This window comes from Ralstonia sp. 22086 (genome assembly GCF_052045975.1).
GTDB classification, from domain to species: Bacteria; Pseudomonadota; Gammaproteobacteria; order Burkholderiales; family Burkholderiaceae; genus Ralstonia; species Ralstonia wenshanensis.
Map to the genome: position 1 here is coordinate 170,617 of NZ_JBQEPZ010000003.1, position 15,045 is coordinate 185,661.

At 64.6% G+C, this 15,045-nt stretch carries 14 protein-coding genes; 8 read left to right on the top strand and 6 right to left on the bottom strand.

Features of this window, described 5'->3' with window-relative positions; genetic code table 11:
• Window positions 1–47 precede the first annotated feature (47 nt).
• The 6 genes from hemF to rng all read left to right on the top strand — a co-directional run bounded on the left by hemF (window position 48) and on the right by rng (window position 5,068).
• Window positions 48–956 (top strand): oxygen-dependent coproporphyrinogen oxidase, encoded by a 909-nt coding sequence (hemF, locus tag ACTJK6_RS13995; protein WP_232040595.1) that lies wholly within the window; start codon window positions 48–50, stop codon window positions 954–956.
• Window positions 953–1,663 (top strand): nicotinate-nucleotide adenylyltransferase, encoded by a 711-nt coding sequence (locus ACTJK6_RS14000; RefSeq protein WP_440839392.1) that lies wholly within the window; start codon window positions 953–955, stop codon window positions 1,661–1,663. The genes hemF and ACTJK6_RS14000 overlap by 4 nt, the downstream gene beginning before the upstream one ends.
• 66 nt (window positions 1,664–1,729) lie before the next feature.
• A complete protein-coding gene (gene rsfS, locus ACTJK6_RS14005) occupies window positions 1,730–2,347 on the top strand; it encodes a ribosome silencing factor (protein ID WP_260801890.1) in 618 nt (205 codons plus the stop codon).
• Between the two features lie 21 nt (window positions 2,348–2,368).
• On the top strand, window positions 2,369–2,839 hold the full coding sequence (gene rlmH, locus ACTJK6_RS14010) for a 23S rRNA (pseudouridine(1915)-N(3))-methyltransferase RlmH (protein WP_440839393.1): 471 nt from the start codon (window positions 2,369–2,371) through the stop codon (window positions 2,837–2,839).
• On the top strand, window positions 2,836–3,459 hold the full coding sequence (locus ACTJK6_RS14015; protein ID WP_232040598.1) for a Maf family protein: 624 nt from the start codon (window positions 2,836–2,838) through the stop codon (window positions 3,457–3,459). Before rlmH ends, ACTJK6_RS14015 begins: the two co-directional genes overlap by 4 nt.
• A 139-nt stretch (window positions 3,460–3,598) precedes the next feature.
• Window positions 3,599–5,068: a ribonuclease G gene (rng, locus tag ACTJK6_RS14020; RefSeq protein ID WP_232040599.1), complete on the top strand. Its 1,470-nt coding sequence runs from the start codon at window positions 3,599–3,601 to the stop codon at window positions 5,066–5,068.
• Window positions 5,069–5,090: 22 nt separating this feature from the next.
• Here rng and ACTJK6_RS14025 read toward each other — a convergent pair whose 3' ends face one another.
• From ACTJK6_RS14025 to mdlC, 4 genes are all read right to left on the bottom strand, one after another.
• Window positions 5,091–6,509 (bottom strand): MFS transporter, encoded by a 1,419-nt coding sequence (locus tag ACTJK6_RS14025; RefSeq protein ID WP_440839394.1) that lies wholly within the window; start codon window positions 6,507–6,509, stop codon window positions 5,091–5,093.
• A gap of 120 nt (window positions 6,510–6,629) precedes the next feature.
• A complete protein-coding gene (locus ACTJK6_RS14030; protein ID WP_440839395.1) occupies window positions 6,630–7,565 on the bottom strand; it encodes a ketopantoate reductase family protein in 936 nt (311 codons plus the stop codon).
• A gap of 12 nt (window positions 7,566–7,577) precedes the next feature.
• Window positions 7,578–9,029: an aldehyde dehydrogenase gene (locus tag ACTJK6_RS14035; RefSeq protein WP_440839621.1), complete on the bottom strand. Its 1,452-nt coding sequence runs from the start codon at window positions 9,027–9,029 to the stop codon at window positions 7,578–7,580.
• Window positions 9,030–9,061: 32 nt separating this feature from the next.
• Complete coding sequence (gene mdlC, locus ACTJK6_RS14040; RefSeq protein WP_440076092.1) at window positions 9,062–10,651, bottom strand: benzoylformate decarboxylase; 1,590 nt, start codon at window positions 10,649–10,651, stop codon at window positions 9,062–9,064.
• Window positions 10,652–10,743: 92 nt separating this feature from the next.
• Between mdlC and ACTJK6_RS14045 the strand changes: the two genes are divergently transcribed.
• Window positions 10,744–11,643, top strand: coding sequence for a LysR family transcriptional regulator (locus ACTJK6_RS14045; protein WP_440839396.1), 900 nt, complete (start codon window positions 10,744–10,746; stop codon window positions 11,641–11,643).
• A 12-nt stretch (window positions 11,644–11,655) separates the two neighbouring features.
• Here ACTJK6_RS14045 and ACTJK6_RS14050 read toward each other — a convergent pair whose 3' ends face one another.
• Both ACTJK6_RS14050 and msbA read right to left on the bottom strand, forming a co-directional pair.
• Entirely contained in the window at window positions 11,656–12,252 is a 597-nt protein-coding gene (locus ACTJK6_RS14050) for a peroxidase-related enzyme (protein ID WP_440839397.1), read from the bottom strand.
• 51 nt (window positions 12,253–12,303) lie between these two features.
• Window positions 12,304–14,028 carry a lipid A export permease/ATP-binding protein MsbA gene (gene msbA / locus ACTJK6_RS14055; protein WP_232043030.1) on the bottom strand — a complete coding sequence of 575 codons (1,725 nt, stop codon included), beginning with the start codon at window positions 14,026–14,028 and terminating at the stop codon, window positions 12,304–12,306.
• A 233-nt stretch (window positions 14,029–14,261) separates the two neighbouring features.
• Here msbA and ACTJK6_RS14060 point away from each other — a divergent pair, with 233 nt between their 5' ends.
• Window positions 14,262–15,044: a glycosyltransferase family 25 protein gene (locus ACTJK6_RS14060; RefSeq protein ID WP_440839398.1), complete on the top strand. Its 783-nt coding sequence runs from the start codon at window positions 14,262–14,264 to the stop codon at window positions 15,042–15,044.
• Window position 15,045 lies beyond the last annotated feature (1 nt).

Below are 15,045 nucleotides of genomic sequence, written 5' to 3' on the forward strand. Positions count from 1 at the left end.
GTATGACTCGGCCTGACTCGCCCCTTCGAGCGGCCCCTTCTGATCGCATGGATACCCAAGTCGTCCGCGCCTACCTGCTGGACCTGCAGGACCGCATCACCACTGCCGCCAGCGCCCTGGACGGCGGCACGTTCGTTACCGACGCATGGGAGAAGCCGCCCACCGAGCGCCTGCGCGGCAGCGGTCGCACCCGCATTCTGGAAGGCGGCGCGCTCCTTGAGCGCGGCGGCGTCGGTTTTTCGCACGTGATGGGTGACACCCTGCCCCCCTCGGCGACCGCCAACCGGCCAGAATTGGCGGGGCGAGGTTTTGAGGCGATGGGGGTGTCGCTGGTCTTCCACCCGCGCAACCCGTACGTGCCGACGGTGCATATGAATGTGCGCTGCTTCGTCGCCGTGCGCCCCGACGCCGAGCCCGTCTGGTGGTTCGGCGGCGGCATGGATCTCACGCCTTACTACGGTTTCACCGAAGACGCGTCGCATTTCCACCGCACCTGCCAGGGCGCCCTGGCCCCCTACGGCGATGAGCTGTACCCGCGCTTCAAGCAATGGTGCGACGATTATTTCTATCTGAAGCACCGCAAGGAAGCGCGCGGCGTCGGCGGCATCTTCTTCGACGACTTTGCGGAGCTGGGCTTCGAGCGCAGCTTCGAGATGATGCGCTCGGTCGGCGACGCCTTTCTGCCCGCCTGGCTGCCTATCGCCGAACAACGCCACGCCACACCCTACGGTGAGCGCGAACGCGCCTTTCAAGCCTACCGCCGTGGCCGCTATGTCGAGTTCAATCTGGTATTTGACCGTGGCACGCTGTTCGGCCTGCAAAGCGGCGGCCGCGCAGAATCGATCCTGATGTCGATGCCGCCGGTCGCCAACTGGCGCTACGACTGGCAGCCGGAACCGGGTTCGCCGGAGGCCGCGCTCTACACCGATTTCCTGCCGGCGCGCGACTGGGTATGACGCTTCCCACATTCGTGCGCCCTGATCTCGATCGCCCCTACCGGCTTGGCTTGCTGGGTGGCACGTTCGATCCGCCGCACGTTGGCCACATCGCCCTGGCCGAGCTGTGCATTGCCCGCCTCGACCTGGATGAGCTGCTGTGGATTCCCACCGGCGTGTCCTGGCAGAAAGCCTCCGACATCACGCCCGCACCGCTGCGCTTTGCCATGACCGAACTGGCCGCCAAAGCGGTGCAGGGTGGCCGCGCCCGTGTCCGAGTGAGCAGCATGGAAGTTGACCGCCATGGCCCCAGCTACACCATCGACACCGTGCGCGAACTGCGCGGCGTCTACGGGCCGGACACCTCCATGGCGTGGCTCATGGGTGCCGACCAGCTCGTCGGCCTGGACACCTGGCACGGCTGGCAGGACCTGTTCGAATACGTCCACTTGTGTGTCGCCACACGCCCCGGTTTCGACCTTCAGGCGTTGCATGCGCCGGTGCAGCGCGAACTGGATGTGCGCAGGGGCGACACGGCATTGATACAATGCGCACCCGCCGGCCACATGTGGATCGACCAGACCCTGGCCGTCAACCTGTCATCCACGCGCCTGCGCCAGCAGCTTGCCAGCGGCGCGCGCTGCGACGCCGACCTGCCCGCCGGCGTGGCCGACCTGATCCAATCGCATTCGCTGTACCGCCGTGCCAATGGCACGGTCAGTGCCTGACCGCGTGATTGACCACGCGCTTTTTCGACCTTTTTTCTCGCCCTTTAAACGTTCTTCTCACTCAGTATGGATATTCGCAAACTACAACGCGTGATCGTCGACGCGCTCGAAGACGTCAAGGCGCAAGACATCAAGGTCTTCAATACGACCCACCTGACCGAACTGTTCGACCGCACGGTCATCGCCAGCGGCACATCTAACCGCCAGACCAAGGCCCTCGCCGCATCGGTGCGTGACGCCGTCAAGGAAGCCGGCGGCCACGTCATCGCCGTGGAAGGCGAAGACGTGGGCGAATGGGTGCTCGTCGACTGCGGCGACGCCGTGGTCCACATCATGCAGCCGCAACTTCGCCAGTACTACAACCTCGAAGAGATCTGGGGCGACAAGCCGGTGCGCATCGAGCTCGGCGGCACCGGCAAGCGCGGTCTGCCCAAGGCCAGCGAAGGTTACGACGACGAGGAAGACGAGGCCGAAGAGGTCACGCCCGCCAAACGCCGCACCACCAAGCCGAAGCTGGCAGGCGAGCGCCCGACCAAGGCCGCGGCACCGGCCAAGAAGGCTCCCGCCAAGACAGCCGCCAAGAAGCCGGCAACCAAGCGCGCAACCGGTACCGGCAAGACCGCCGCAAAAACGGCCACCAAGACGGCAGCCAAGCGCGCTCCGGCCAAAAAGCGCGCAGCGTAACGTCGAGCACGCAGTCTCGCCATGCAGTTGCTGATCGTTGCCGTCGGGCACAAGATGCCGTCCTGGATCGAGGACGGCTTCTCTGAATATGCCAAGCGCATGCCGCCCGAACTGCGCATCGAACTGCGTGAGATCAAGCCCGAGCAGCGCTCGGGCAGCCGCACCGCCGCCACCGTCATGCAACTTGAAGCCGCGCGCATTGAAGCCGCGCTGCCCAAGGGCTGCCGCATGATCGCGCTGGATGAGCGCGGCAAAGATCTCACCACCGTCGCACTGGCAGAATCCCTCACCGGATGGCAGCAGGAAAGCGGCGACATCGCCTTCGTGATCGGCGGCGCGGATGGGCTGGACCCGGCGCTCAAGGCAAAAGCCCGTACGCTGATCCGCCTGTCGAGCCTGACGCTGCCGCATGGCATGGTGCGCGTGCTGCTGGCCGAGCAGCTCTATCGCGCGTGGAGCATCACGCAGAACCACCCGTACCACCGCGTATGACCATGGATGCACCCGGCGCGCCACACCTCTATCTCGCCTCGCAAAGCCCGCGCCGGCAGGAACTGCTGCGCCAGATCGGCGCGCGATTCGAGCTGCTGCTGGCCGCCGACGATGAAGATGCCGAAGCGCTGGAAGCCGTGCTTCCCGGCGAGACGCCAGATGACTACGTCCAACGTGTCTGCGCGTTGAAGGCACAAGCTGCGGTGCGCCGCCGCATCGCCCGCACCCTCCCTGCCCTGCCGATCCTCACATCCGACACCACGGTATGCCTGGGCGGTGAGATCCTCGGCAAGCCGACCGACGCCGCCGATGCCCACCGCATGCTGCGCGCCATGTCTGGCCGCGAGCACCGAGTGCTGACCGCCGTGACGGTCGTCACCGCCAGCGGCACGCCGATGCACGCGCTGTCCATTTCCGACGTGCGCTTTGCCGTGATGACGGACAACGACATCGCCCGCTACATCGCCAGCGGCGAGCCCTTTGGCAAGGCCGGCGCGTACGGCATCCAGGGTCGCGCAGCCGCCTTTGTCGCCCATATCTCGGGAAGCTATTCGGGTATCATGGGCCTACCCTTGTTCGAGACAGCAGCGCTGCTCGCACAGGCGGGCATCACGCTGTGAACCACGCTGTAACTCGCGCTCTCTGACCGGCCATTGATGCACGCGCCGGACAGCGTGCGAGGGCCGGTTTCAAGACACGCTTCGGGCAACGCTGTCCGGCCCAGAGGCGGGTGCTGAAACCCGCTCTCCAGGTATCCCCATGTCCGAAGACATCCTCGTCAATATCACGCCGCAAGAAACGCGCGTGGCCATCGTCCAGCAAGCCGCTGTTCAAGAGCTTCACATCGAGCGCACGCTGACGCGCGGCCTGGTCGGCAACATTTACCTCGGCAAGGTGGTGCGCGTGCTGCCCGGCATGCAGTCGGCCTTTATCGATATCGGGCTGGAGCGCGCCGCGTTTTTGCATGTGGCCGACATCTGGCACCCGCGTGATGCCAAAGACGCGCCGCCTACACCGCAGGTCGCCATCGAAAAAACGCTCTTCGAAGGCCAGGCGCTGATGGTGCAGGTCATCAAGGATCCGATCGGCACTAAAGGGGCGCGGCTGTCCACGCAGGTCAGCATTGCCGGCCGCACGCTGGTGTATCTGCCGCAAGACCCGCACATCGGGATCTCGCAAAAAATCGGCAACGAGGCCGAACGTGAAGCGCTGCGTTCGCGCGTGACCGCCATGGTCCCAACCGATGAGCGCGGCGGCTTTATCGTGCGCACCATCGCCGAAGAGTCGACCGACGAAGAGCTTGCTAACGACGTTGCGTACTTGCGCAAGATCTGGGCGACCATCCGCCACAACGCGACGACCCTGCCCGCCCCGTCGATCCTGTATCAGGACCTGAACCTCGCCCAACGCGTGCTGCGCGATTTCGTGACAGACGAAACGCGCAGCATTCAGGTCGATTCGCGCGAGAACCATCAGAAGCTCGTCGAGTTTGCGCAGGAATACACGCCGGCTGTGGTCGAGCGCCTGACGCATTACACCGGCGAACGGCCGATCTTCGACCTGTACAACATCGAAGCGGAAGTGGAGCGTGCGCTGTCGCGCCGGGTCGACCTGAAATCGGGCGGTTACCTGATGATCGACCAGACCGAGGCGATGACGACCATCGACGTCAACACCGGCGGTTACGTGGGCGCGCGCAACTTCGACGACACGATCTTCAAGACCAACCTGGAAGCAGCCCACACCATTGCGCGTCAGCTGCGGCTGCGCAACCTGGGCGGCATCATCATCATCGACTTCATCGACATGGAGTCGGCCGAGCATCGCGATGCGGTGCTGGCGGAACTGCGCAAGGCGCTGTCGCGCGACCGCACGCGCATCACGGTCAACAGCTTCTCGCAACTGGGCCTGGTGGAAATGACGCGCAAACGCACGCGCGAATCGCTCGCGCATGTGCTGTGCGAGCAGTGCCCGGTGTGCCAGGGCAAGGGCCAGGTGAAGACGCCGCGCACCGTATGCTACGACATCCTGCGCGAGATCATGCGCGAGTCGCGGCAGTTCAATCCGCGCGAATTCCGCATCCTCGCGTCGCAGTCGGTAATCGATTTGTTCCTGGAAGAAGAAAGCCAGCACCTTGCGATGCTGGGGGATTTCATCGGCAAGCCGATTTCGCTGCAGGTGGAATCGTCGGCGGCCAGCCAGGAGCAGTACGACATCATCCTGATGTAGTGCTGCCCACAAGCGCCGGCAGTTACGGTTTGACCGGGCTGCCGTGCGAAACCGGCGCGGCTGCCAAGGATGCTCGCGCACGCTCGGTCAGACGCGGAATTTGTTCGCGCATGGCGAGCAGCGCGGCCAACACCACCAACATCACGATCCCGAGCATGGCCAGATAGGCCGCCGACCCGCCGGCGGTGATGACCATCGCCCCAGCAAACGCGCTGAGAATCGCGCCCAGCCGACCGAACGCCACCGCCGACGCCGTGCCCGTTGCGCGCACCGCCGTCGGATAAACATAGGCACAGAGCGCATACATCGTCGATTGCACGGCGTTGACGAACAGCCCGTGCAGCCCAAGCCCGACGATCAGCAGGTTCGTGTTCAGCTTGGCGTCGACACCCTGCAACGCAAAGGCGCTCGCGGCCGCGCCCACGCAACACAGCGCCATTGGCCAACGCGAACCCCACCGTGCGATCGTCACCGCGCAGACCAACGCGCCGATCACCCCGCCAAGGTTGTACGCCGTGAGCCCCGAGCCCGCCACGCTCACGCTCAAGCCTTCTGAAGCAAGCATCGTCGGCAACCAGCTGAACGCTGCGTACACAGCGAGCAGACACATGAAGAAGGCCGCCCAAAGCGCCACCGTATCGCGCGCCTGCCCCGGGGCAAAAAGCGAGCGGAAGCTCGCGTGCTGAATGACCTTCTGACCCGCCACATCCGCAAACGCGGTATTGGCGGGCACATCGCGCCCCATCTTCGATAGCAGATGCGCCAGTTGTGGCCAATGCGATTGGCGACGCGCCAGGAAGCGCGGCGATTCTGGCAGCGCGGCCACCAACACAAAACCAAGCACGAGCGGCAGCGCACCGCCAATCCAGAACAGGCCGCGCCAGCCATAGAGCGGCAGCACGTGGCCCGCAAACAGACCTGCCACCATCCCGCCCAGCGGCACGCACACGATGGTGGCCGTCACCGCCAGCGTGCGGCGACGCGCAGGCGTGAACTCCGCCGTCATCGTCGTGGAGCTTGGCAGCGCGCCACCAATACCCAGACCGGCGATAAATCGCAGCGCGGCAATTGTCGCCACATTCGGTGCAAAACCGATCGAGCACGTCGCCACGCCAAACACGAATACGCTGCCGATCAACGCCCAGCGTCGCCCGAAGCGATCGGCAAGCAGGCCCGCCAGCGCGCTGCCGAGCCCCATGCCAATCAGGCCCGCAGCCACCGCCGGTGCAAACGCGTTGCGCGTGATGCCCCACTCCTTGATGAGCACGGGGATGGCAAAGCCGATCAACTGGCCGTCAAAACCATCCATGACGATTGCAAAGGCTGCCAGCAGCACCGCCATCTTCTGCGCGAAGGAAAACGGTCCATCATCGAGGACCGTACCGATATCGAGCGTGGTCTGGTTCTGGCTCATGCCGGCCTCCGTGGGGGCGTAGAGCATGCGAACGCGCAACGCGATACCACCACTGCGCTCAACAATTTGGAACTGCACTTCATGGGGTTGTCTCCGTTGAGGTGGCGTCTGCGCGCCATCGAATGAATCCCTAGGTACCTCGTCCTGCTAGGGCGCCCGCTGGTGCACGGCGCTCGCCTGCACCAACCGCACCAACTGCATCAACGTCTCGGTGTGCGGCACGGGCACGCCATGCCGGCGTGCCGTCGCCACCACTGCGCCGTTGATGGATTCGATCTCGGTCTGGCGCCCGGCAAGCACGTCCTGCAGCATCGACGGCTTGTGCCCGCGATGCGCGACGATGGCGTGCCGCACGTTGTCGCTCACCTTCGCGGCGTCAACCGTAATGCCGCTGGCGCGTGCCACGGCCAGCACTTCGTCCACGATGGTCAGCGCCAGCAGTGGGCCGTCTTCCACCGCACCCAGCGCGTCGACGGGCTGATTCAGCACCGTGCACAGCGGGTTCAGCGCGGCGTTGAAGGCGACTTTCTCCCACACAGCGCCCCATACGTTCGCATCGGACTGACAGTTCAGGCCGGCGGCGCTGAGCGTATCGACCACGCGTGCCAGCATCGGACGCGGCGTGCCGTCTGCGCTCATCAGGCGGATCAAACCCGCGCCGTGGGAGCGCACGTGGCCCCGCCCAGCAAGATCCGCTGGCCACGTCGTCACGCCAACGAAGATGCGCTCCTGTGGCACGACCGACGCCAGCGCCTCCACATTGCCGAGCCCATTCTGCAGCGTCAGGACATGCGTTGAGGCGCCGATGAGATGACGCACGCTCGCCAATGCGGCCCGTGTGTGCATCGCTTTGGTGAAGACGATCAGCACATCGGGTACCTCTGTCGCATCGCCCGGACGCAGCGCCTGCAGATTCCGCACGTGACGATCGCCGCGATCGGTTTCCAGCCGCAAACCGTGCGCAGCAATGGCGTGCAAATGCGCGTCGTTGATGTCGAGCAGCGTGACGTGCTTGTCGGCTTCGGCCAGCAGCCCGCCAAACAGCGAGCCCATGGCGCCCGCACCGAGGATTGCGATCTTCATCGGCATCGTGGCTCAGAACGGGTAATGGCGCGGCGTGGTCTGCACCGTCATCCAGCGCAGTTCGGTGAACTCCGCCACACCGGCGCGGCCGCCAAAGCGCCCGAAGCCGCTCGCCTTGACGCCGCCGAACGGCATTTGCGCCTCGTCGTGCACGGTCGGGCCGTTGATGTGGCAGATGCCGGATTCGATGCGGCGCGCAACGTTCATCGCCCGCGCCACATCGCGGCTGAACACGGCGGACGACAAGCCATACGCGTTGTCATTCGCGCAGGCGATGGCGGCATCGTCACCGCTCACGCGCACGATGCCCTTGACCGGACCGAATGATTCTTCCGCGTAGATCAGCATGTCGGACGTGACGTGGTCGAGCAGCGTGGCGGGCATCAGTGTGCTGTCTGCCTTGCCGCCGCACAACAGCTTCGCGCCCTTGGCGAGCGCGTCGTCGATGAGGTGATTGCAGCGTTCGACCGTGCTCATGTCGACCACCGAGCCCAGCACCGCCGGCCCCTTGCGTGGATCGCCCAGTGGCAGCGCGGCGGCCTTGGCAGACAGTTTGGCAACGAACGCATCGGCGATGGTTTCGTCGACGATGATGCGCTCGGTGGACATGCAGATCTGGCCAGAATTGGCGAATGCGCCAAACGCCGCACCATCGACAGCGGCGTCGATATCGGCATCTGCCAGCACGAGCAGCGGCGCCTTGCCGCCCAACTCCAGCACAGCAGGCTTCAGATACGTCGCGCACATCTGCGCGATGAGGCGACCCACGCGCGTGGAGCCCGTAAAGTTGACGCGCCGCACGGCCGGGTGGGCAATCATCGCCTCCACCACTGCCCCCGCGTCGGCCGGCGCATTCGTCACAAAATTGACGACGCCGCGTGGCAAGCCCGCCTCCTGCAAGGCTTCGAGGATGAGCCCGTGCGTGGCGGGCGAAACTTCCGAGCCCTTGAGCACGACGGTGTTACCGCACGCCAGCGGCAACGCAATTGCACGCACCGCGAGGATGACCGGCGCATTCCACGGCGCGATGCCCAGCACAACGCCTGCCGGTTGGCGCACGCCCATGGCGAGGCTGCCTGGCACATCGGACGGAATGATCTCGCCCGCAATCTGCGTGACCATGGCGGCAGCTTCCTGCAAACCGCTCGCAGCGAGATGCACGTTGAAGCCGGCCCACAGCGCGGAGGCGCCGGTCTCCGCGGCCATCGCCGCAGCAAAAGCATCGCCCTTGGCTTCGAGCGCTTGCGCAGCACGCATCAGCAACGCGCGGCGTTCCGTCGGTCCTATGGCTGCCCAGGCGGGGAAGGCTGCAGCGGCGGCGTCGACAGCGCGACGGGCATCGTCCACGGTGGCGGCTGGCGCTCTCGTGGCCACGGTGCCGTCAAGCGGATTCCGCCGCTCGAACACCGCACCACTGGCGGCGTGCGCGCGTTCGCCGTTGATGAGCATCGAGATGGTCTGCACCGCATCCGGCGCGGCAATGTTCGTATTCGTCATCAAGCGATCTCCACTTCAATCAAGGTTGGTCCGGCGGATTGCAGCCCTGTACGCAGTACGGATTCCAGCGCACGCGGGTCGCTCACGCGCTGGCCAGTGCAACCCATCGCGCGAGCCAGGCCTACGAAATCGATGCCGTGCAGATCCGTGCCCTGCACCGCGTCGGTTGGCGCAAAGCCGAATACCGGGGCGAAATCCTGCAGGGCGGCATAGCGGCGGTTGTTCAGGATCACGAACGTCATGGGCAACTTGAGCAGCGCCGCGCTCCACAACGCCTGGATCGAATACATGCTCGAACCATCGCCAATCAAGCCGATGACACGCTTACCAGGGGTGGCCAGAGCAACTCCCACGGCGGCGGGCATGCCGTAGCCCAAGCCGCCGCTGTCCATCGTGTAGAAGGCGCCGGAGCGGCGCATCGGCAGATAGGCCTGCATGGTCGCCCGGGCACTCGGGGCTTCTTCGACAACGATGTCTGTGGGTCCGCGTACAGCGTCGAGCGTCTGTAGAACAAAGGCCGCCGACATGGGCGACGCCGGCTCGGCGCGCGGCGATTCGACGCGTGGCGCGGGCAGCGGCCGTGCCGGTGGCGCGGGGCGGGCGAGCAGATCCAGCACACCCAGGCGGATGTTGCCAACGGCGGAAATGCCCTCCGGCGTCCACGCAGCGGTCGCTGGATCGTCGATCAACTGCACGAGCTTCGCCCCGACCGGCACATGCGGCCCATGGCCTTCCACGTGATACGTAAACGCCGGGGCGCCGAGCGCGAACACCACGTCATGTCCCTGCAGGAGGCTGACGATCTTTTCACGCATGGCGGGAAGAAAACCGGCGAAAAGGCGGTGGTCTTCCGGAAACGCCCCGCGCCCTGCCATCGGCGCGGTGAACACGCGCGCGTTGTGGGTCTCGGCGAGTTGCACGACGGCATCCCACGCGCCAGCGCGATCGACCGCGGCCCCAACCACGAACGCCGGCCGCTGCGCCGCGTCGAGCAGGTCGCCGATGCGCGCCAGCATGACCGGATCGGGCCGCACCGCTGTCGCCACTTCGTGCACGGCAACAGGCGCGGCAGGCTGGTCCCAGTCATCCACGGGAATCGACACCAGCACGGGGCCGCGCGGCTCCTGCATCGCAATGTGATATGCGCGGGCCAGCGCCAGCGGCACATCTTGCGCACGCGCGGGCTCAGCGCTCCACTTCACATACGGCTTGGGCAGTTCCGTCGCCTGGTTGGAAGCCAGGAACGGATCAAATGGCAGGATGGACCGCGCCTGCTGCCCGGCGGTAATCACAAGCGGCGTACGGTTCTTGAAGGCCGTGAAGATATTGCCCATGGCATTGCCGACACCGGCCGCCGAATGCAGGTTCACCAGCGCGGCATTGCCCGTTGCCTGCGCAAAGCCGTCCGCCATGCCGACCACCACGGCTTCCTGCAAGCCCAGGATGTAGCGGAAATCCTCCGGAAAATCGCGAAACATCGGCAGCTCGGTCGAGCCAGGATTGCCGAACACGTAGGTCATGCCGAGTCGGCGCAGCAAGTCGATCGTGACGTCGCGCACGGTGGTCAGCGCGAGCGAAGTGCGGGTCATACAGGCAGTCTCCTTGAAACAGGCTGCCAGTATGGAATCCGTAGCGATTAACGCGATATTGAATTATTTCGGAAAAGTCATTACCTTCCAGCATGACTTTCGATCTGCGCCAGTTGCGCGCCTTCACCACCATCGTTTCCACGGGCAGCCTCGGGCGTGCGGCAGAGGTGCTGCACGTCACCCAACCTGCACTCAGCCGCATCGTCAAGCGGTTAGAAGACGAAGTGGGCGCCCCGCTGTTCGAGCGGCATTCCAAGGGAATGCAACTCACGGCCATCGGGCAGGCGCTCCTGCCGCACGCGTCGCTGCTCCAGCACGAGGCCGATTACGCACAGGAAGAGATCAACGCGATGCGCGGCCTTGCCAAGGGCACCATCCGCGTGGGTGCGGTGGGCAGCATCGCAAGCTATGTCTTGCCGCTGGCCGTCGGCACGGTGGTAGCCCGCTGGCCGAACCTGCGCGTAGAGATCTTGGAAGGCGTATGGGACCGGCTGGCCGAAGGGTTGGTCAAGCACGAGATCGACCTCGCGCTTTCCATGGCGATGGCGGATACCGATGAAATCATCGCCATCGCGGATTGCCGCTGGGCGGATGCGAGTTTCGTGGTCGCGTCGCCGGAGCATTCGCTACGCCATCGCCCAGGCCTGACATTGGCCGATACGCTGGATGCATTCTGGGCCGTTCCGCCGCGCGGCACCGGCCCGTACGAGCACATGCGCCAGGTATTCGAAGCCGCCGGTCTTGGGCTGCCGAATATCGTTGTGGAAACGCGCTCGGTGACGGCACTCAAGAGCCTGGTGGCGCGCTCCGGCTTCCTGAGCTGGATGGCCGAACCGATGATCGATGCCGAGCGCCGCGCCGGCGTGATCGAGCCATTGCCGATTCCCGGCCTGGTGGCACGCCGCACGCTCACCGCGTTCCGCCGCCGGCACGGCATTCTGCCGAGCCCGGCCGTCAAGCTGCTCGAAGCGTTGCGCGAGCTGACGGCGTAGGCGGCCTGCGCCCTACTTCTTCTCGCGCGGCACGCGGCCAAGCAGGAAGAATTCGTCATTGGGCCGCATCGAAATCACATTCGCCATGCGATTCGACAGGCCAAAGAAGGCGGTGATGCCGGTGATATCCCAAATGTCCTCATCATCGAAGCCGTGTGCGCGCAGTGCTTCATAGTCGGCGTCATTGACGGTGTGCGATTCGGTGCAGACCTTCATCGCAAAGTCGAGCATGGCGCGCTGGCGGGGCGTGATATCGGCCTTGCGGTAATTGACGGCGATCTGGTCGGCCACCAGTGGCTTCTTCTCGTAGATGCGCAGGATGGCGCCGTGTGCGACCACGCAATACAGGCACTGGTTGGCGGCGGACGTGGCGACCACGATCATCTCGCGCTCGCCCTTGGTGAGGCTGCTGCCATCGCGCAGCATCAGGGCATCGTGGTATGCAAAGAAGGCGCGGCACTCGTCGGGCCGATGCGACAGCGCCAGGAAGACGTTCGGCACAAAGCCGCTCTTCTCCTGCACCTCCAGGATGCGCGCGCGGATATCTTCGGGAATGTCTGCCAGTTCAGGAACGGGGAACCGGCTGATGGGCGGCGTTGTGGTCGTCACGATGTCTCCTTTGTTGTGAGCATCCTGAGCACGCCGCCCGAAAGGCAAGGCTTACTGGGTGGCGAACTGGATGCGATGCAGTCCAGCATACAACCCATCGCGCTCGATGAGCTCGCGGTGCGTGCCGGCTTCTGCAATCTTGCCGTGCTCGAGCACAATAATCCGATCGGCATTTTCGATGGTCGACAGACGGTGCGCGATCACGAGGGTCGTGCGACCTTCCATGAGCCGTTCGAGCGCGGCCTGCACCTGGCGTTCGGACTCCGAATCCAGTGCGGACGTCGCTTCGTCCAGGATCAGGATCGGCGCGTCTTTGTAGATCGCGCGTGCAATCGCCAAGCGCTGGCGCTGGCCACCAGACAGCTTCGAACCGTTGTCGCCGACATTGGTATCGATACCCTCGGGCAGGTTGTCGACCACATCGGTCAGGTAGGCTGCTTCCAGCGCACGGCGCACGCGGGCCATGTCGATCTCGGAGGCGTCTCGCGCGCCATAGGCCACGTTGGCGGCAATGGTGTCGTTGAACAGCACCACATCCTGGCTCACGAAGGCAATCTGGCGGCGCAGGTCGTGCAGCGCCAGATCCGCTAGCGCTTCGCCGTCGAGCGAGATCGTGCCCGAGGTGGGATCAAAGAAGCGCGGCAGCAGGTTCACCAGCGTGGTCTTGCCGCTGCCCGATGGCCCGACCAGCGCAACGACCTCGCCCGGCTTGACGTGCAGGTTGACGTTGTCAAGCGCTGCCCGGCCGTCTTCGCCATAGCGGAACGTGACGTTGTCAAAGCGGACGTCGCCACGGGCGCGATCAATCTTCTTGCCACCTTCTTGCGGTTCGATCGGTGTGTCGATCAGGCCGAAGATGAACTCGGCGGCGGTCAGGCCGCGCTGCAGCGGCTGATTCACGTCGGTCAAGTGCTTGAGCGGCGAGATCAACAGCAGCATCGCCATCACAAAGCCGGTAAAGCCGCCGACCGTGGTCTGGTTGGCCTGCGCCTGCATCATGGCAATGGCCAGGATGATCGACAGCGCCAGCGCGGCCAGAAACTGCGTCACCGGCTGGTTCAGGCCACCGGCCACGGCCACGCGCATGGCGTAACCACGCAGACGATTCGTCATGGCATTGAAGCGCAGCGATTCATACGCTTCGCCGCCATGCAGCTTGACGACCTTGTAGCCGCCCACGGCTTCTTCCACCACATAGGCGGCCTGGTTGGTCAGGTTCTGGCTCTCGCGGTTGAGCGAGCGCAGCCGGCGGTTGATACGCGACATCAGCAGCCCGATGATCGGCAAGATCACCGCCACCACCAGCGTCAGGCGCCAATTGGTATAGAAGAGGAAGATCAGCAGCGCCAGCACGGTCATCGAATCGCGCACCAGCGTGATGAACACGCCGGTGAGCACCTGCAGCACCTGGTTCACTTCAAAGATGACCGCGTTGATGATCGACGCCGCCGTATTGCGCTGATAGTACGAAGCCGGCGCCTGCAGCAGGCGCTCGAACATCTTCATCCGCAGATTCAGCAGCACCTTGTTCGACACCAGGCTCAACAGATACGTCGACGCAAACTGCGCGATGCCGCGCACCACGGCAATGCCCACCAGCATGGCCGGCACCTGCCACAGCCTCCCGGCGTATTCACCGCCGAAGCCCTGATCCAGCAAATCCTTTACGACCTTCGGGATGATCCCCTCAGTGGCCGCCACTACGCCCATGGCGACCATTGCCAGGATGAAGGCGGTCAATTCGGGGCGCAGGTAGCCCCACAACCGCTTGAGCATCGGCTTGGCGGGCGCTGGGTGATCAGACTTTGCTTGTATACTCACGGCGTTTTCAAATGAGGGTGGGCAGCTTGCGTCGCATGGCGGTCAGCGCCGCCGACATAAAGTGCGTTGCAGCAGCTGTCATCCGACAGACGGGCGACCCGGCATTTTAGCGGCAATCGACCACCCGGCCCATTCTGCTGCGCAATCCCAGGTCCAGACTGGCCTACGCATCATCTGACGCTTCTGCAATGAGTTCGCGCGTTCCCACGTTTTTCATCAATCTTGAGCACGACGCCGGACGCCGCGAGGCGCTGGAACGCCAGCTTGACGCGCTGGGCCTGCCGCACAGCCGTTTCCCAGCTGTGTACGGCAAGGCGCTCCCCGCCGACGAACTTGCGCGCCACTACGATCATGCGCGCGCGACGAGTCAAAGCCGCGAATTGACTGTCGGCGAAGTCGGCTGCGCGCTGAGCCACCTAGGTGTCTACCGGGCAATGATCGAGCAGAACCTGCCCTACGCGCTCATCCTGGAAGACGATGCAAAGCTCGGGCCGGATGTGCCAGCCGTGCTCGACGCGCTCGCACAGAGCGTGTCGCCCGACGAACCGGTCGTCACATTGCTCACGCACATCGACCGTTACTACAAACGCAGCGCCCGGCCGCTGACAGCTGACCACCGCACGGTCAAACTTGCCAACTACCAGTGGCTCGCGCATGGCTATTTCATCACGCGCGCGGCGGCCAAGCGCATGGTTGAGCAGCTCTATCCGGTGTGGTTGGCCGCAGACTATTGGTACAAGTTCGAGCGCGAAGGCATCGTGCAGATACGCGCGGTCGTGCCTTATGTGATTGGCGTGCAGCACTTCGATAGCGGCTCCAACCTGGAAGCCGATCGCGCTATCAAAAGCCGCGAAGCCGACAACCGTCTTGGCGTCGGCCATCACCTGCGCCAGATCTTCGTGCGCAAGTTCCTCTATCAGATTTTCGTGCGGCCGTTCCTCGGCATCGTTAAGCAGAAGAAGACTTGGTGAG

Bases quoted from the DNA above. Each gene is read 5' to 3' on its own strand.
- hemF (WP_232040595.1), top strand. From the start codon at position 48: ATGGATACCCAAGTCGTCCGCGCCTACCTGCTGGACCTGCAGGACCGC.
- ACTJK6_RS14000 (WP_440839392.1), top strand. From the start codon at position 953: ATGACGCTTCCCACATTCGTGCGCCCTGATCTCGATCGCCCCTACCGG.
- rsfS (WP_260801890.1), top strand. From the start codon at position 1,730: ATGGATATTCGCAAACTACAACGCGTGATCGTCGACGCGCTCGAAGAC.
- rlmH (WP_440839393.1), top strand. From the start codon at position 2,369: ATGCAGTTGCTGATCGTTGCCGTCGGGCACAAGATGCCGTCCTGGATC.
- ACTJK6_RS14015 (WP_232040598.1), top strand. From the start codon at position 2,836: ATGACCATGGATGCACCCGGCGCGCCACACCTCTATCTCGCCTCGCAA.
- rng (WP_232040599.1), top strand. From the start codon at position 3,599: ATGTCCGAAGACATCCTCGTCAATATCACGCCGCAAGAAACGCGCGTG.
- ACTJK6_RS14025 (WP_440839394.1), bottom strand. From the start codon at position 6,509: ATGCTCTACGCCCCCACGGAGGCCGGCATGAGCCAGAACCAGACCACG.
- ACTJK6_RS14030 (WP_440839395.1), bottom strand. From the start codon at position 7,565: ATGAAGATCGCAATCCTCGGTGCGGGCGCCATGGGCTCGCTGTTTGGC.
- mdlC (WP_440076092.1), bottom strand. From the start codon at position 10,651: ATGACCCGCACTTCGCTCGCGCTGACCACCGTGCGCGACGTCACGATC.
- ACTJK6_RS14045 (WP_440839396.1), top strand. From the start codon at position 10,744: ATGACTTTCGATCTGCGCCAGTTGCGCGCCTTCACCACCATCGTTTCC.
- msbA (WP_232043030.1), bottom strand. From the start codon at position 14,028: ATGCTCAAGCGGTTGTGGGGCTACCTGCGCCCCGAATTGACCGCCTTC.
- ACTJK6_RS14060 (WP_440839398.1), top strand. From the start codon at position 14,262: ATGAGTTCGCGCGTTCCCACGTTTTTCATCAATCTTGAGCACGACGCC.